Annotated in this window: 17 protein-coding genes; 6 read left to right on the top strand and 11 right to left on the bottom strand. The window is 69.5% G+C overall.

All coding sequences use genetic code 11. From position 1 onward, the window contains the following. Window positions 1–80 precede the first annotated feature (80 nt). The 5 genes from EV382_RS11000 to EV382_RS11020 form a co-directional block, all read right to left on the bottom strand. Window positions 81–1,067, bottom strand: a complete 987-nt coding sequence (locus EV382_RS11000; RefSeq protein ID WP_130401466.1) for a helix-turn-helix transcriptional regulator — start codon at window positions 1,065–1,067, stop codon at window positions 81–83. 412 nt (window positions 1,068–1,479) lie between these two features. Beyond that, window positions 1,480–3,414, bottom strand: coding sequence for a Na+/H+ antiporter NhaA (gene nhaA, locus EV382_RS11005; protein ID WP_130401467.1), 1,935 nt, complete (start codon window positions 3,412–3,414; stop codon window positions 1,480–1,482). A 43-nt stretch (window positions 3,415–3,457) separates the two neighbouring features. After that, window positions 3,458–4,963 (bottom strand): tripartite tricarboxylate transporter permease, encoded by a 1,506-nt coding sequence (locus EV382_RS11010; protein ID WP_130401468.1) that lies wholly within the window; start codon window positions 4,961–4,963, stop codon window positions 3,458–3,460. A 20-nt stretch (window positions 4,964–4,983) separates the two neighbouring features. Beyond that, a complete protein-coding gene (locus tag EV382_RS11015) occupies window positions 4,984–5,445 on the bottom strand; it encodes a tripartite tricarboxylate transporter TctB family protein (RefSeq protein ID WP_130401469.1) in 462 nt (153 codons plus the stop codon). 1 nt (window position 5,446) lies between these two features. Further along, window positions 5,447–6,466: a tripartite tricarboxylate transporter substrate-binding protein gene (locus EV382_RS11020; RefSeq protein ID WP_208758366.1), complete on the bottom strand. Its 1,020-nt coding sequence runs from the start codon at window positions 6,464–6,466 to the stop codon at window positions 5,447–5,449. A 145-nt stretch (window positions 6,467–6,611) separates the two neighbouring features. On the opposite strand from EV382_RS11020, the gene EV382_RS11025 reads away from it, so the two are divergent. Together EV382_RS11025 and EV382_RS11030 are read left to right on the top strand one after the other, a co-directional pair. After that, on the top strand, window positions 6,612–7,295 hold the full coding sequence (locus EV382_RS11025) for a response regulator transcription factor (RefSeq protein ID WP_130401470.1): 684 nt from the start codon (window positions 6,612–6,614) through the stop codon (window positions 7,293–7,295). Window positions 7,296–7,301: 6 nt separating this feature from the next. Next, window positions 7,302–8,714, top strand: coding sequence for a sensor histidine kinase (locus EV382_RS11030; RefSeq protein ID WP_130401471.1), 1,413 nt, complete (start codon window positions 7,302–7,304; stop codon window positions 8,712–8,714). Window positions 8,715–8,725: 11 nt separating this feature from the next. Here the strand turns inward: EV382_RS11030 and EV382_RS11035 are convergent, their stop codons facing one another. Further along, window positions 8,726–9,685, bottom strand: coding sequence for a TAXI family TRAP transporter solute-binding subunit (locus tag EV382_RS11035; RefSeq protein ID WP_130401472.1), 960 nt, complete (start codon window positions 9,683–9,685; stop codon window positions 8,726–8,728). 65 nt (window positions 9,686–9,750) lie between these two features. Between EV382_RS11035 and EV382_RS33380 the strand changes: the two genes are divergently transcribed. After that, on the top strand, window positions 9,751–9,930 hold the full coding sequence (locus EV382_RS33380; protein ID WP_130401473.1) for a hypothetical protein: 180 nt from the start codon (window positions 9,751–9,753) through the stop codon (window positions 9,928–9,930). A 637-nt stretch (window positions 9,931–10,567) separates the two neighbouring features. Here the strand turns inward: EV382_RS33380 and EV382_RS11045 are convergent. The 4 genes from EV382_RS11045 to EV382_RS11060 all read right to left on the bottom strand — a co-directional run bounded on the left by EV382_RS11045 (window position 10,568) and on the right by EV382_RS11060 (window position 12,770). Continuing rightward, window positions 10,568–10,969 (bottom strand): hypothetical protein, encoded by a 402-nt coding sequence (locus tag EV382_RS11045; protein WP_130401474.1) that lies wholly within the window; start codon window positions 10,967–10,969, stop codon window positions 10,568–10,570. Next, window positions 10,962–11,960, bottom strand: a complete 999-nt coding sequence (locus EV382_RS11050) for a hypothetical protein (protein WP_130401475.1) — start codon at window positions 11,958–11,960, stop codon at window positions 10,962–10,964. The genes EV382_RS11045 and EV382_RS11050 overlap by 8 nt, the downstream gene beginning before the upstream one ends. A gap of 259 nt (window positions 11,961–12,219) precedes the next feature. Next, the gene (locus tag EV382_RS11055) at window positions 12,220–12,471 is read right to left on the bottom strand and encodes a hypothetical protein (RefSeq protein WP_130401476.1); all 252 of its coding nucleotides are present in this window, start codon (window positions 12,469–12,471) and stop codon (window positions 12,220–12,222) included. After that, the gene (locus EV382_RS11060) at window positions 12,468–12,770 is read right to left on the bottom strand and encodes a DivIVA domain-containing protein (RefSeq protein WP_130401477.1); all 303 of its coding nucleotides are present in this window, start codon (window positions 12,768–12,770) and stop codon (window positions 12,468–12,470) included. The genes EV382_RS11055 and EV382_RS11060 overlap by 4 nt, the downstream gene beginning before the upstream one ends. A 232-nt stretch (window positions 12,771–13,002) precedes the next feature. On the opposite strand from EV382_RS11060, the gene EV382_RS11065 reads away from it, so the two are divergent. Continuing rightward, window positions 13,003–13,890 carry a helix-turn-helix domain-containing protein gene (locus EV382_RS11065; RefSeq protein ID WP_130401478.1) on the top strand — a complete coding sequence of 296 codons (888 nt, stop codon included), beginning with the start codon at window positions 13,003–13,005 and terminating at the stop codon, window positions 13,888–13,890. Beyond that, window positions 13,883–14,083: a DUF397 domain-containing protein gene (locus EV382_RS11070; protein ID WP_130401479.1), complete on the top strand. Its 201-nt coding sequence runs from the start codon at window positions 13,883–13,885 to the stop codon at window positions 14,081–14,083. The genes EV382_RS11065 and EV382_RS11070 overlap by 8 nt, the downstream gene beginning before the upstream one ends. A 21-nt stretch (window positions 14,084–14,104) precedes the next feature. Here EV382_RS11070 and EV382_RS11075 read toward each other — a convergent pair whose 3' ends face one another. Next, complete coding sequence (locus EV382_RS11075) at window positions 14,105–15,010, bottom strand: MBL fold metallo-hydrolase (protein ID WP_130401480.1); 906 nt, start codon at window positions 15,008–15,010, stop codon at window positions 14,105–14,107. Between the two features lie 89 nt (window positions 15,011–15,099). Between EV382_RS11075 and EV382_RS11080 the strand changes: the two genes are divergently transcribed. Then, window positions 15,100–15,498 (top strand): MerR family transcriptional regulator, encoded by a 399-nt coding sequence (locus EV382_RS11080; RefSeq protein ID WP_130401481.1) that lies wholly within the window; start codon window positions 15,100–15,102, stop codon window positions 15,496–15,498. Window positions 15,499–15,743 lie beyond the last annotated feature (245 nt).

The following is a 15,743-nucleotide window of genomic DNA, read 5'->3' on the forward strand; positions in this document are numbered from 1 at the left end:
GGAGTGTTTCGCCGCCACGGTCCCGCGCTGACGAAGACCGGCCATGGCAGGATCCGGCCAGTCACAGCCGCTACAGCCAGTCACAGCCAGCCGCGGCGAGTGGCCTGCACGCCCAGTTGGAACCGGCTGCGCGCGCCGAGCAACTCCTGCAGGCGACTGACCCGGCGGTGCACCGTGCGGTTGCTGATCCCGAGGTCACGGGCGATGGCCTCGTCGGTCAGCCCGGCGGTGAGCAGCGCGAGCAGCCGCTGCGTGGCGGCCGTCGGTTCCGCGTCCGGATGGGCGGTGGCGGCGGTCGCGTGGATCGGCGCACCGAGCCGCCAGAACACCTCGAACAGCTCCGACAGCCCGTCCAGCAGGCGGGAGCGGTGCACCAGCATCGCGTCGGCGTCGTCACCGCTGGCCCGCGGCAGGACGACGAGGCCACGGTCGGCGTCGACCAGCATCATCTTCAGGGGCAACTCCGGGAAGACCCGCGCCTGCTCGCCGGCAGCGACCGCGGCGCGCACCGCCGCCAACATCGCCTCGTCGTGCAACAGTTCACCCTCGTACACGCACCGGTAGCGCAAGCCGCGGCGCAACCCGTCGTACTGCACCTCCTCCGGGACCCGGGCGGTGTCGCGCAGGTACGGCCCGCGTTCCAGACCCCGCACCTCGGTGCGGGCACCGGCCTGCAACTGGCGAAACAGCTCGCGGACGGCGCCCTTTCCCTCAATGACCTCGACGAACGCGGCCCCGGTGCCGTGCACCGCGCTGTAGAGCCCGGACAGCGTCTCCGCCGCGGCGCGCGCACGGGCGGCCTCCATCTCCCGCTGCGCGGCCCAGTTCTCCAGGGCGGTACGCGGCGGCCGGACGTGCAGCACGCCAGCGGCGTCGCGGTGCACCACCCCGCTGCTCAGCAACGCGGCGAGCGCCCGAGCGGCCGGTCGTGACGCGGTGGACAGGAACTCCCGCTGCGGCAGGGGTGCCACCCGCAGCAGGTCGCGGTAGACGTCCGCGACGTCCGACGTGATTGGGAGCGATCCCACGTCGAGGGCGGAGGCCGCGCCGGGAGGCTCGGTTGGCATGCCGGGGATCGTAGAACGCGAGCCCGGCGGCCCTGCACGCCCCACCGACCCAGTCACCCGGAGCCGGCCGTCCCGGCCCACGGCCGAGGCTGCCGCCCCGGGGCTTCGCGGCTCGGCGCGGCTTCGCGCGGCTTGGCGGCTGGCGCGGCTTGGCGGCTCGGCACGGCTTGGCGGCTGGCGCGGCTTGGCGGCTCGGCACGGCTTGGCGGCTGGCGCGGCTTGGCGGCTCTGGGCGGCAGGCTTGGCGGGCTGCCTTTGGAGCTGATGCCACAAACGAATCAGGCCGCCCGCCCGGTGTCGGTAATGCCGCAGCGACCGCCACCTCCCCCACCCGCGCAGCAGCACCGCGCGGCAGCACCCGCCCGGCACCGCCCACACGCAGCGCCCGCTCGGTCAGGCAGCGCCCGCTCGGTCAGTTCGTGGGGCCGTCGTCGCCCTGCCCGGGTTCCCGAGCGTGGTACTCGGGTTGCAGCCGCGCGCTCGAGAACGCCGCCTTCACCGCTGCCGAGAGCGCGGCGATGTCGTACGCGCCGTGGTGTCGCCGGCCCTTGATGAAGAAGGTCGGGGTGCCGGTGACGTCGCTGAGGTCGGCGGAGTCGACGTCCTCGGCGATCCGGTCCACACCCTTTCGCTTGACCATGTGCTCCCGGAACCCGTCCAGGTCCAGGCCGAGTTGTTCGGCGTAACCGAGCAGATCGGTGGGGTTGAGGGCGTCCTGGTGGGCGAGCAGCAGGTCGTGCATCTCCCAGAACGCGCCCTGCTCCCCCGCCGCCTCGGCGGCTTCCGCGGCGAGCTGGGCATGCGGGTGAACATCGGTGAGCGGCAGGTGCCGCCAGACGTACCGGACGTTGGCGAAGTCGGCCAGCAGCTTCCGGACCACCGGCTCGGCCTGCCCGCAGTAGGGGCACTCGAAGTCGCCGTACTCCACGACCGTCACCGGTGCGTCCAGCGACCCGCGCACATGGTCGCGGCCCGGATCGACCGGCAGCATCAGGTCGACGATCCCCTCGGCGACGCCCAGCAACGCGCGTGTCCGCCGCGCCGGCGAGAGCCACTTGACGGAACGGAACACCAACCAGGTGATGAGGGACGCGCCGAGCGTCGCCACGATGATGCCGAACTTCGCCTCGTCCAGCGCCGGGCCGCTCAGCGCATGGGTGGCGATCAGGAGCGCGACGGTGAACCCGATGCCGGAGATCGTGCCGACCCCCGCGACCGCGAGCCAGCCGACGGGCGGCCGGAACCGGTTGCCGCTCAACCGGGCCACCAGCCAGGCGGTGACCACGATCCCGGCCGGCTTGCCGACGAGGTACGCGACCACCACACCGAGCGTGACCGGGGAGGTCACGGCTCGGGCCAGCAGGTCACCGTCGATCACGATGCCGACGTTGGCCAGCGCGAACAGGGGCACCACCAGGTAACTGGCCCACGGGTGGTAGAGCGCCTGCAGCCGCTCGTTCGGCGACAACGCCGAGGTGAGCCCGGCCTGGGCCATCCGGGCGAGTTGCGGGGTGGGCTGTTCCCGGAACAGGCGGAACTGGTCGCTGGCCCGCTGCAACTCGCTGCGGCCCGGGGCGTAGGCGTAGCTCAGCAACCCCATCACCAGGCCCACCGCGACCGGGTCGACACCGGACATCGAAACGGCGAGCCAGGCCGCCACCCCCAGCAGCGCGTAGACCGGCCCGAACCGCACACCCCACGCCCGGACGAGCAGGACAATGCCGAAGATCACCGCCGCGACGACCAGCGCCGTCAGCGAGGGGTGATGGGGGTACGCGATGGCCAGCACCAAGATGGCCACCACGTCGTCGACGACGGCGACGGTCAGCAGGAAGCCCCGCAGCCGCTCTGAGAAGCGCGGCCCGAAGACGGCCAGCGCGCCGAGCGCGAGCGCCGTGTCGGTGGCCATCACCGCACCCCAGCCCGCCGCGGTGGGGTGCCCGGCGTTGATGGCGAGATAGATGGCGATCGGCACGAGCATGCCGCCGACCCCGGCCAGCATCGGCAACGCCAGGCGACGCCGCTCCCGCAACTCGCCGATGTCGAACTCGCGGCGCAACTCCAGACCCACGACCAGGAAGAAGAACGTCATCAGACCGCTGTTGACCCAGGTACGCAGGTCGTGCGACACGTGCCAGTCGCCGAGCTGGACCGAGAAGGAGGTGCCCCAGACCGACTCGTACGACGATGCGCTGAGGTTCGCCCAGACGAGCGCCGCCACCGCGGCGATCAGCATCACCCGCGCGCCGCCGGTCTCGGTACGCAGGAAGGCGCGCAGCGGAGCGTTGAACCGCCCTTCCCAGGCGGTTCGGCTGGTCCAACCCCGGCGCGTGTTCTCGCTGGTCACGGGAACAATCTTCGTCGACCTGACCGGCACGCGGTTCGGATTGCTAGTCCTCCTCGGCGAACACGACCGCGCGGCGCTGGCGAATCGCCGGGAGGACGGCGACGACGAGCGCGGCGAGGGCCAGCACCAGCAGCGCCGCGGAGATCGGTCGGGTCAGGAAGACCGACGGGTCGCCCCGCGAGATGATCAGCGCGCGGCGCAGGTTCTCCTCCAGCAGCGGACCGAGGACGAAGCCGAGCAGCAGGGGCGCCGGCTCGCACCCGCACTTGATCAGGACGTAGCCCAGGATCCCGAAGAACGCGATCGCGTAGACGTCGTACGCGTTGAAGCCCAGGGAGTAGGTGCCGATCGCGGCGAACAGAATGATCATCGGGAACAGCACCTGGTACGGGATGCGCAGCATCCGCACCCAGAGGCCGATCAGCGGCAGGTTCAGCAGCAGCAGGAGCACGTTGCCGATCCACATCGACGCGATCAGGCCCCAGAACAGGGCCGGCTCGTCGTTGATGACGTTCGGGCCCGGGGCGATGCCGTGCACGATGAACGCACCGATCATCAACGCCATCACCGGGTGGGCGGGCAGACCCAGGGTGAGCAGCGGAATGAACGACGTCTGCGCGGCGGCGTTGTTCGCCGACTCGGGACCGGCGACACCCTCGATCGCGCCCCGCCCGAACTCCTGCGGTCGCTTCGAGACCCGCTTCTCCACGGCGTACGAGGTGAACGAGGCCAGCACATGGCCGCCCCCGGGCAGGACGCCGAGCGCCGCGCCGAGACCGGTGCCCCGCAGGATCGGGGCGACGATCCGACGCCGGTCCTCGCGGGTCGGCCAGAGATTGGTCACCCGGCTGACGATCGCTGTACGGGTCTGCTCGTTCTCCAGGTTGCGCAGGATCTCGGCCACCCCGAACAGGCCCACGGCGACCGACACGAAGTCGATGCCGCCGTAGAGTTCGCGCTGCTCGAACACGAAGCGGGGCGTTCCGGTGTAGATGTCCTGGCCGACCGTGCCGAGCAGCACGCCGAGCGCGATCATCGCCAGTGCCTTGAGCGCCGTACCCCGTGCCAACGCGATCGACACGATCAGGCCGAACAGCACGAGCGAGAAGTAGTCCGCCGGACCGAACTTCAACGCGACACTGGCCAGCGGCGGGGCCGCCGCGGCCAGCGCCACGGTGGCGACCGTACCCGCGACGAACGACCCGATCGCCGCGGCCGCCAGGGCCGGCCCGGCCCGGCCCTGGCGGGCCATCTCGTGCCCGTCCAGCGCGGTCACCGCCGCCGACGACTCACCGGGCAGGTTGATCAGGATGGCGGTCGTGGAACCGCCGTACTGTGCCCCGTAGTAGATGCCGGCCAGCATGATCAGCGCCGTGACCGGCTCGAAGCTGAACGTGATCGGCAGCAGCATCGCCACCGTCGCCGTCGGCCCGATGCCGGGCAGCACGCCGACCGCGGTCCCGAGCAGCACTCCCACGAAACAGTAGAGGACGTTCTGGACCAGCAGGGCCGTCGAGAAGCCCAGCGCGAGGTTGTCGAGAAGCTCCATGCCTCAGCCCGGTCGGCGCGTCAGAGGCCCAGCCACGGGCCCCACAACGGGATCCGCAGCTGAAGTCCGACGATGAAGATGAGCGTGCTGGCCACGGTCAGCCCGGCGGCCACCGCCACCGCCGTGAGCAGCCGTACGCGGGCGCTGGCCAGTGTGGTGAGCAGCGCCGTCACCGCCGTCGTCGGCACGAAGCCGAGGCGCCGGACGGTGAACCCGAAGAACAGGACTGCGATCACGATGACGCCGAGCGCTCGCCATGGGACCGGCCCGAACGAGATCACCTCACCGGCGATGAGGCCCTTGCCGGCGATCGCCAGGCCCAGGGCGATCACGGCCGCGCCGACCAGCAGCGGGAACGCGCCCGGGCCCATCCGGGTCGGGGTGCCCAGCTCGTAGCCGAGCGCCCCCACCACGAACGCGGCACCGATCAGGACGAAGATTCCACCGGCGAGGACGTCCGGGAACGACCGACGGCGCTCCACCTCAGGAGACCTTGACCCCGGAGTCGGCGATGATCTTCGCCCACGTGCCGAGCTGCTCGTCGAGCTTCGCCCGGTGCGCCTCCGGGGTCGCGTCCTGGGCCGGGACCGGCGCGGTACCGAGCTTGGCCATCTGGTCGATGACCCCCTGGTCGGCCAACGCCACCTTCAGCGCCTCGGACAGCTTCTGGACGATCTCCGGCGGCGTGTCGGCCGGGACGTACAGACCGTGCCACACGCTGACCTGGAGCTGCGGCAGCCCGGCCTCGGCCGTGGTGGGCAGGTCGGGAAGACTCTTCACCCGCTCGGGCGTGGTGACCGCGTACGCCTTCACCTTCCCCGCGGCGATCTGACCGCTGGTGTTGGTCGTCTGGTCGCACATGAAGTCGACCTGGCCGCCGACGAGGTCGGTCAGCGCGGGCCCGGTGCCCTGGTACGGGACCTCCTGGAGCTTGACACCGGTGGTGGTCTGGAACAGCAGGCCGCACAGGTGTGACGCGGCGCCGATGCCGGCGTTGGCGAGCGTGACCTTGTCGGCGTTCGCCTTCACGTGGGTCACCAGGTCCGGGAGTGTCGCGGGCGCGAAGTCCTTGCGGGCGACGATCGTCATCGGCACCTCGGTGACGAGCCCGACCGTCTCGAAGTCCTCCAACGGCTGGTAGCCCAGGCTCTTGTAGAGGGCGGGGGCCGTCGACATGCCGATGTGGTGCATGAGCACGGTGTAGCCGTCCGGCCTGGCCCGCGCGACCTCGCCAGCGCCGACGGTGCCGCCGGCACCCTCGACGTTCTGGACGACGATCTTGCCACCGAGCTTCGCGGCCATCGGCTCGGCGATCATGCGGGTGACCGTGTCCGTCGGGCCGCCCGCGCTGAACGGCACGACGATCGTGATGTTCTCGTCCGGGTAACGCCCGGCGTCACCACCGGCGCCGCCCCCGTTGCCGCCACAGGCGGCGGCGAGTGAGACGACACCGATCGCGGCGATCATCTGCGTGGTGGCCCGGTACCTGCTGGTGGTTGGCATACGGCGGCCTCCCCATCAACGCATGGATATTCCTCGGCGTCCCGGTGGTTGCCAGTCTGGGCTGGTCGGACGGCAGATGGTGTCAGAAAAATCCCAAGAAGCAGGGCCGGCGCGAGGGCCGATGCGGTCCGTACAATCCGCTGGTATGCGGATAACCGTCATCGAGGATGACGACCGCGTGGCGAGGAGTCTGGTGACCGTCCTGACCCAGGCGGGTTTCGAGGTCCACCGCGTCGCCACCGCCACGGAGGCCGTGTGCGCCGCGCCGTCCGACGTGGTCCTCGTCGATCTGGGTCTCCCCGACGGCGACGGTCTCGACGTGATCCGCAAGCTGCGGGACCGCCCACAGACCGCCGTCATCGCGGTGACCGCCCGGTCCGAGGAGCACGAGCGGGTCCGTGGCCTACGCGCCGGCGCCGACGACTACATCGTCAAACCGTTCGGCATTCCGGAGTTGCTGGCCCGGATCGACGCCGTCCTGCGGCGTACCCGGGCCGCTCGTGCCCTCGGCCAGACGGACGAGCCGCTCGTCCTCGGCCCGATGCGGATCGGCGTCGGCACCCGCGAGGTCACCGTCGACGACGCCCTCGTGCCGTTGACCCGCAAGGAGTTCGAACTGCTGCTGCTCCTGGCGCGGCGGGCACCCAACGTGGTCAGCCGCGACGTCATCCTCGACCAGATCTGGGGCGTGGCCTGGGAGCCGGCGAGCCGTACCCTGGACACCCACATCGCGGCGCTGCGGCACAAGCTGGGGTCGGAGGTGGTCATCCGGACCGTCCACGGCGTCGGCTACCGGCTGCTGGCCGACCGGCCGGAGCGGAACGGCTGACGGGCCGTGCACCGCCGGCTGCTCATCGTCCTGGTTCCCCTCGCGGTGCTGCTCGTCGCGGCGCTCGGGGTGCCGCTCAGCGTCACCGTGGCCGAACGGGAGATGCAGGAGACGTACGTCAACCGGCTCGACGACGTCGGCCGGTTCGCCTCGCTGGCCGAGACCGCGCTGTCGACCGGCCGCACCGAGGCGTTACAACAGGAACTGACGCGGTACCACGAGCTCTACGGCATCCCGGTCGCGCTGATCGACACGTCGGGCGTGGTGCTGCTCGGTCCGGTCGACGCGTACCAGAGGGCGGCGCGAGCCGAGAAGGCCCTGCCCCGGATCGTGACCGCGGCGCTTGCCGGCGCACGATCCGAACCGTCCTGGGAGTGGGCGCCGTGGGACGACTCCGCACTCGTCGTGGCGGAACCGGTCGGCCGCGACAGTGAGGTTGTCGGCGCCGTCGTGACGATCTCCGACCTGGCCAGGACGCGCGAGCTCATCCTCGTCCGCTGGGCCTGGCTGGCCGGGCTGGGGCTGCTGCCGTTGCTGGCGCTGACCGCCGTCGCCTGGCCGGTGTCCGCGTGGGTGCTGCGGCCGGTGCGGAAACTCGACGCGGCGACCTCGCGGATCTCCGAGGGCGACCTGACCATCCGCGCCGACGCCGAGGCCGGCCCCATCGAGCTGCGGCGGCTGGCCCAGTCGTTCAACGCCATGATGGACGCTGTGGAGAACGCCGCGCAGCGTCAGCGCGCGTTCGTCGCCGACGCGTCGCACCAGTTGCGCAACCCGTTGACCAGCCTCCGGCTCGCCGTGGAGAGCCTGGCACCACACCTGCGGCCGGAGGGCAACGGGCAACAGGTGTACGACGTCGCCGTCGACGAGCTGAAGGCGATGCAGCAGCTGCTGAACTCACTGCAGGCCAGCGCCAGGATAGAGAGCATGCGGACGGCGTCGCCGGTGGACCTCGACGAGGTGCTGGCCACCCGGGTCGCCCCCTGGCGGGCGCTGACCGCCACGGCCAGGCAGACGCTGGCTGTCCACGTACCGCCGGGGTTGCGGTTGTTGGAGCCGCCAGGCGGCCTGGGTAGCGTCCTGGACGAGCTGATCAGCAACGCCTCACGGCTGTCCGGCGCGCAGGTCGTGGAGGTGCGCGCACAGGTCGTCCCCGGTGGTGCGGTGGTCACCATCGCCGTTCGCGACGACGGCCAGGGCATCGACGTGTCCGAGCGGGCCCAGGCGTTGCAACGGTTCTGGCGCTCGCCCCGGCACCAGAACGTACCCGGGACCGGCCTCGGCCTGGCGATCTGCGCCGACCTGGTCGGGGCGGCCGGCGGTGAGCTGCGGTTGGAGGAGGGCCTGCCACGCCCCGACGGGTCCGGGCACGGGCTCGCCGCCCTGGTGGCGCTACCGCTGGCTCCCGCTCCGGTCTGACGGCGCCGGCGTCAGCGTTTGCGGTCGCGGAACCAGGCCACCGCGCCGGGATGGAGCGGGACCGACGCGGTGGAGATCCCGGTACGCACGTTGATCTGCCACGCCTCCGGAACGGCTTCGGCGTCATCGCGGCCGGCGGAGGTGATCGCACCGGCGTACCGGAAGACCGTGTCGGTGATGGCATAGACCAGGCCGGCGGGCAGGTCGTCACGGGCGAGCAGCACGTTCGGTACGGCGACGGTGCGGGCCGCCGGCACACCGGCGTACGCGGTCGCAGGGATCATCGCCGGGGCGTACGGACCCGGGTAGGCCGTGAAGAGCGCATCGGCCTGCGCCTCCAACGGGATCAGCCGGATCCGGTGCCGCTGCGCCAACTCGGTGATGGCGGGCGTCGGAACGCCGGTCAGGGAGAACATGGCGTCGATCGTGCCGTCGCGCAACGCCGCCGCCGACGCGGCCTGACTGAGATTCCGGCCGTCGGCGTGCACCGGGTTGAGGTGCAGAACCCGCCGCGACGTGAACTCGGTGCCCGAATCGTGCGCACCGAGCGACACCCGCCTGCCCTCAAGATCACGGAACTCGCGGATCGCGGAATCCGCCATGACCACGAGATGCAGGTGACTGTCGTACAGTCGGCAGATCGCCGAGAGCCCCGCGGGCGCGCTCCCGTCGCTGGTGATCAGCGCATCCAGGCTGGTCAGCCCGAGGTGCACCTCGCCGGCCCGCAGCATCCGGATGTTGTCGGTGGACGCCCCGCTCGGCACCGTGGTCACCGTGGCACCCGGCACCCGCTCGGAGATGTGCTCGGCCAGCGCACCGCCGATCCGCCGGTAGACCGCCCCCGCCGGCCCAGTCGCCAGTCGCAGGTGGACCTCACCCACCTCGGGCCCCCGCGAACAACCAACGAGCAGCCCACCAGCGCCCAGCAACACCCCCCGCCGACTGAACCGCACCCCCGGCCCCAGCCCCATCCCGAAATGATACGAACGAATGCCACCCCTCCCCCGGCCCGACCCGGCTTGACCGCGGGCCCGGCTTGACCGCGTCGCCCGGCCTGACCGCGTCGCCCGGCCTGACCGCGTCGACCGGCCTGACCGCGTCGACCGGCTTGACCGCGTCGACCGGCTTGACCGCGTCGACCGGCTTGGCCGCGTCGCCCGGCTTGGCCGCGTCGATCATGGAGTTGTGGTGCCCGTTTCAGCATGATGACGGCTGATTTGTGGACCACCACAACTCCATGATCGACAGAGGCGGCGCGGATCGACGCACACGCGATGGCGTTGACGTTCAGCCGTACACCCGAGAATTGACCCGAACCTTGTTGACCGGCCGCAACTGCGGTATCAAATTGAGCGACGCTTGAACAAAGCAGACCTGGTGCCGGTGGACGTTGCGCAGTCCGCGAACTGCGGGTGGCGGACCCTACGGATCGTCTTCACCGCTCAGCCCGCGGCCAATGCCGGGTACGTCGCGTTCTGGTGCGACACCTGCATGGAGGGGATCCATGTGTGTCGGGCGCCTGTTCCCGACGGAGTCACCGTCCGACCGATGGACAAGCCGGCCGAGGAACGCAACCCTCGCGTTCCTGACTACCGTCTCGTGACCCTGACGACGGATCGAGAGGGCCCCAGCGATTCCCGACCGAGCTGACTAAGGACACAGGCGCGGTCGGGTGCGCGTCCACGGCTCGGTCAGCGCGCCGTCCGGACCCAGCCCTCAAATCGGGCGTCCCAACGCTGACCGGCCATCCCTGCCACCTCCCGTGCCGCACGTTAGCGGCCCTACCGTTCGCCGGCGCCGCGGAATTGGCCGCAGCACATCGGCGCCACGGTCGAAAGGGCGCGACTGCCAGGCTATATCTCGATTACTGCGTTCGGGTCCGCCCAGACATTGCGCAGTTCCACGATGTTGTTGAGGGGAGAGCTCTTGGCGACCTCGACGATCCCGGTGACACATGCGTGGATGGTTTCCGCATCGCGATCCTCGATGGCCTTGTCGAGCCTCGCGAAGAAGGCTCGATGCAGTTCGCGACGCTCCTCAAAAACGCGATCCAGGTAGTCCCGCAACCCTTGACTCGCAGCGCTGATTCTGGCGATCTCCTTGTCGCGCTCAGCTGCGATCCGGGCGCGCTCTGTCATGTTGGCGTCGATACGTTTAGCAACATCGACGATCGCCATGAGGTACTGAGCGGCGTCTGCTGTCGTGGCCATCCGGCCCACCGCGTCAAAGATTGTGTCCGGTCGGGTGTCAGGCATTGGCGTGCTCCGGGCTGTAGTTGCGGTACTTAACCACCAGAAACTCGCTATTCGGGTCGAGCGTCAGATCTGGATTCACGACGGGCGCGGCGGCGACTTCGCCGACACCCTTCACAACGAGGAGTGCCGCTTGGAGGCGGTGCGCATGATCATCGTTGTCGAGGTCGAATCCTCCGGGCTCGCGCTCAGCCTGTTCCAGGCGGTCGACCGTTTCGCCTGCGCACCTCACCAGCCCCGCCAAAACTTCCTCGATCTCGCCGACCCGTTCGTCGATGCCGCGAAGGAGTTCGTTCCGTTGGTTGTATGTGGCGACTGCTTTTTTGACGTCTGCATCGTGCTTAGCAACTGCCTTGTCGGCGTCAGACTTTGACTTGATCATCAGACCGACGCTGAGCGCGACCGCCGGGACCGCGGTGATGATGTTGAGCCGGAGTACGCCTGCTGCGATACCCCCGCCTCCCGCAGCCTTGGCACCGCCTCCAATCGCCGCGAGGGTTGCGTTTTTTGCTGCCACGCCGGTCAAAGTTCTGATCGCAGTTCCGGTAGATGCCGTGGCTACCTTCGCTACCGTTGCGTAGGCGGCACCACTCAGGCCACCTCCGGCGGCGGCGGACACAATACCGTTCATCGCGGCCGCGATTTCGCCAGGACCCGAGACGTCGGGCGATGCGCCAATTTCCCGTTTTTCGGGCGCCTCTCCCTCCTCGATGATCTGGCGTTCACGCATCCGCAACTGACGCTCGTTGCGATCAGCAAAGGCTTTGATCCGGGGCATCACAGTGTCGAGGGCGGACTTCTGATGCTCACCCAGCGTTCTCAACTTCGCAGAGGTGGAGTCAGCGGCGGCCCGGTGCTTCGCGTACTCATCATCGTGGTGGGCCTGCAGGTCTTCCACCTTCTTCTTCGCCTGATTCTCGATAACCTTGTTGCCCACAAAGTTGGCGACCGCTGTTCCCGCAGCAACGGCCACGAGAACCACAGGAAACGGCATGACCCACCTCGACACTCAATCGTTGTTCCCGCAGCTCGCACCCTAGCAGTGGTCACCCGCTGTGCACCGGTTCGCGGAAGCCGGCAAAAATCGTAGGCTGTCCGCCTTGATCCGGTTGACACAGGAGCGCCCTTTAAAATCATCCAAACGGCCGAGCCCCAGGTGGTGTTGCCGAGCACCTGGCGCAGTCGGTGACACTGCCGACGATCAAGTTGGCCCTCAAATGAAAGACCGAGACTAGAGCGGCCCGGTCGACTGGTCAGCGACGCAGGCGGCGGGAGCATGCCCCGTCGTGTCCGTCGCGCAGGAGGCAGCGCCGGCCGCCGGGCATCCGCAGATCGCAGAAGACCCGGTGCCTGAGCAACTGATGGTCTTCTTCGGAGACGGTGCTCTCCCCCGGGTCCGTCATCGGCAGCACCAGCATCCAACGGCCGATGACCCGGGCCAGGCGTTGCGCGGCGGGCAGGTCGGCGGCGACGACGGGCAGGTGGATGACGTACCGCTGACTCATCGGGCCTGGTCCCGCTCGTTGCGGGCGCGGGCCTGGTCGGTCTGCCAGCGACGCAGGCCGGCCTTGATCCGGGCGGTCTCGCGGCGGCTCTCGGCGAGAGCGGCGTAGACGGCGGCCATGTCGACGGCGACCCGGTCGAGGAAGGCGTACACGTCGTCGGGGTTCAGGCCGCGACGCCCGAGCCCGACGGGCGCGAAGCGGCGCTCACGCACCTGCCACGGCAACAGACCGGTGTACGCGCCGGAGCGGTAGGTCGCGCCACCCCGCGGCGGCTCCGGTCGCTGGTTTCTGGCGTTCATGTCTGCCTGCCTTCCTGACGCGGAGGGGCGCGGAGTGCTCGGGGATGCACGGCGGCCGTTCGGGGGGACCGGCCGGCCGCCGTGCTGTGATCAGCCTGCGACAGTCCGCATCGGAAACGCAACGTTCAATACCGCGATTTCCCCGTTGTGCATTGACTTTCTTTGCTGGAACCCGTAGGAGTTGCAGGAGCAGGTCACGCAGTGTTGCGTGTTGGAACCAGGGAGTGTGCGGATGCCCGACGAGATTGGATCGACAGTCCCGCGCCGGCAACTCGGCCGGCTGCTGCGACAGTTCCGCAACGAGGCCGGGGTGACACTCGACGCCGCCGCCGAAGCCCTCGAATACAGCCGGCAGAAGATCTGGCGCCTCGAATGCGGCCAGGGCTCCGTCCGGGTGCTCGACGTCAAGGCGATGTGCGAGCTGTACGGGGTGTCGCCCGAGATGACCGAAGCGCTGCGCGGGCTGGCCGTGGAGACGAAGTCGAAGGGCTGGTGGCACGCGTACGGCGATGCGGTGCCGAACTGGTTCGAGCTGTACGTCGGCCTGGAATCCGCCGCCGCCCACCTCCGCCGTTATGACGAGTCGGTGATCCCTGGGATCCTTCAGACCAAGGAGTACGCCCGCGCGCTCTATCGCCTCGGCGGGATGCTGAACGAGGAGGAACGCGAGCGGGCGGTGCAGGTCCGGCTTCAACGGCAGGCATTGCTCTTTCGCCGTCTGCCGGCAGCTCCCAGGGTTGAATCCGTGTTGTCTGAGGCGGTGCTTCGACGTGGTGTTGGCGGCTCGCCCGTCATGACCGAGCAGCTCGCTCACCTCGCCAAGCTGTCCGAGCTGCCGAACGTCAGCGTCCGGGTGCTACCCCTGGCAGCAGGCCCGCAGCCCGGCGCGGTTGCGGGATCCTTTGTGATCCTCGACTTCCCGGCGACCAAGGGCGGCCGGACCGCGCCGGAACCGTCCGTGGTTTACAGCGAGTCGTTGACCGGTGCCCTGTACCTCGACAAGCCCGACGAGTTGGCCGCCTACCAGCGCGTCTGGCGAGGGCTGGATGCGCTGGCCCTCGGCGAGGCAGAATCGACTGACATGATCAAGCAGATCGCTGGGGAGATGCGGCATGACTGACCTGACCGGCGCCGTGTGGCGCAAGAGCACCCGCAGCGGCGACAACGGCGGCGACTGCGTCGAGGTCGCCACCAACCTTTCCCAGGTGGCGGTACGCGATTCCAAGGACCCCGCTGGCCCACGCCTTCAGTTCAGCCGTACCGGATGGTCCGCCTTTCTCACGGCGCTGACGAACGGTGCGCAACACCGCTGAGCAGCTGCTTCGGACCAGCGGTCAGGCGCTCGGGTCGTGGGTCGGGATGATGCGGACCTGGTTCCGGACGGCGTGCAGTCGGTGCAGCGTACGGAAGGCTCCGTCGCGGTCGTCGTCGACGAGCCGCCCCGGGTACGGCGCCCTCTGCCGGACGTGTTCGATCTGCAACCCGTGCCAGGCGGCGTCACCCGCGACCAGCACCGGCCCGTTGGCGGTACGGAGCAGGACGCCGGCACTTCCCGGCGTGTGCCCGGCCAACTCGACCATGATCACTGACCCGTCACCGAGCAGGTCGTGACTGCGCTCGAAGGTGAGCACCGGCGGCCCCTCGAGCTCGTAGCTGTCCACCTGGCGGCCCCGCAGTGCGGCGCGGACGCCGCCCGCTGGTGCGGCGTCGCCGGACATCATCCAGTCCCGTTCCCGCTCGCGCACCAGGACCGGCAGGCCGGGAAGGTCGAGCAGTCCGCAGACGTGGTCCCAGTGCAGATGGGTGGGGAGCGCGAAGGTGATCGTGTCGGCCGGAATGCCGGCCCGTTCCAGCGCCGTCGTGGTCGGCAACACCTGAGAGCGGGGCCGGACCGCCGGCCGCAACGTCCACGGCAGTTCGCCGATCACCCGGTCGTTGACGTCGACACAGACCGACGGGTCGAGCAGTACGGTGACCTCCGGATGCCGGATCACGTACGTGGTCAGGGCGTTGCCGACCCGGCGCGGTTTCCGGACGGCCTCGGCGATCAGTGGCGTCGGCACCGACCGCACCGTCTGGTCCAATGTGATCAGCTCGACCTCGACATCCCCGCGCGGGATACCGGCGTCGGACAGCCCGGCCAGGAAGTGCCGGTCGATCGGGCGCGGCCGAATCATGCGGTACGGCACCGCAGCCAACGCACCGGCCGCCACCGCGGCCTGACGTACCCCGTCGATCATGATCTTCTCCCCTGCCCTGGCGCACCACGCGCCAGGGGGAGCACCGTAGAAGTTCAGGTCGACCTGAAGTCAATGTTTAAGGAGCCTGCGTGACGACGTGGCGAATCGGAGACGCGGCGGCGCTGGTCGGCGTCCCGACGCATGTGCTGCGGCACTGGGAGGACGTCGGGGTGCTCGAACCGGCCCGGCGCGCCAACGGACACCGGATCTACGACGACGAGACGATCACGCGGGCGCGTCTGATCCGGCTCTGCCAGCGGGCCGGCATGTCACTGGCCGAGATCGGAGACCTATACCGCGGCGACGGTCAGCGCCGCGCCGCGTTGGTACGGGACCGGCGGAACCGGATCGTCGACCAGATGCGCCGATTGCAGGCCGCGCAGGAGTTCCTTGACCACGTACTCGCCTGCGCCCACCCGGTGGTGTCGACCTGCCCCGACTGCAGCGGCTTCGCCGCCAGGTCGACATCGGAGGCACGCCAGTCATAGCGGTCGCGACGTCGTGGTGGTCGTTGTCCCCGACAGCATCCGCACAGTTCGGATTCACCCGGCCGCCTCCCAGTTCACGAGGAGCCAGGAGGCAGGCCTTCATGCATCAGGATGACGGGTCAGAGAGACATGTCGCAACGCACAGTCGTGTAGTTCGCGGTAGGAACCGTGCTCCAATAATTAAAGCGCGCCTGCTCTTTGAAGGAAGTGCCTCCCGAGAATAGGTGTTGGCACGCCCAAGTACC

The sequence above is a fragment of the Micromonospora violae genome, from assembly GCF_004217135.1.
Classification (GTDB): Bacteria; Actinomycetota; Actinomycetes; order Mycobacteriales; family Micromonosporaceae; genus Micromonospora; species Micromonospora violae.

Coding starts and splice junctions, on each gene's coding strand:
- EV382_RS11000 (WP_130401466.1), bottom strand. CDS start 1,067: ATGCCAACCGAGCCTCCCGGCGCGGCCTCCGCCCTCGACGTGGGATCG.
- EV382_RS11010 (WP_130401468.1), bottom strand. CDS start 4,963: ATGGAGCTTCTCGACAACCTCGCGCTGGGCTTCTCGACGGCCCTGCTG.
- EV382_RS11020 (WP_208758366.1), bottom strand. CDS start 6,466: ATGCCAACCACCAGCAGGTACCGGGCCACCACGCAGATGATCGCCGCG.
- EV382_RS11025 (WP_130401470.1), top strand. CDS start 6,612: ATGCGGATAACCGTCATCGAGGATGACGACCGCGTGGCGAGGAGTCTG.
- EV382_RS11035 (WP_130401472.1), bottom strand. CDS start 9,685: ATGGGGCTGGGGCCGGGGGTGCGGTTCAGTCGGCGGGGGGTGTTGCTG.
- EV382_RS11045 (WP_130401474.1), bottom strand. CDS start 10,969: ATGCCTGACACCCGACCGGACACAATCTTTGACGCGGTGGGCCGGATG.
- EV382_RS11050 (WP_130401475.1), bottom strand. CDS start 11,960: ATGCCGTTTCCTGTGGTTCTCGTGGCCGTTGCTGCGGGAACAGCGGTC.
- EV382_RS11055 (WP_130401476.1), bottom strand. CDS start 12,471: ATGAGTCAGCGGTACGTCATCCACCTGCCCGTCGTCGCCGCCGACCTG.
- EV382_RS11060 (WP_130401477.1), bottom strand. CDS start 12,770: ATGAACGCCAGAAACCAGCGACCGGAGCCGCCGCGGGGTGGCGCGACC.
- EV382_RS11065 (WP_130401478.1), top strand. CDS start 13,003: ATGCCCGACGAGATTGGATCGACAGTCCCGCGCCGGCAACTCGGCCGG.
- EV382_RS11070 (WP_130401479.1), top strand. CDS start 13,883: ATGACTGACCTGACCGGCGCCGTGTGGCGCAAGAGCACCCGCAGCGGC.
- EV382_RS11075 (WP_130401480.1), bottom strand. CDS start 15,010: ATGATCGACGGGGTACGTCAGGCCGCGGTGGCGGCCGGTGCGTTGGCT.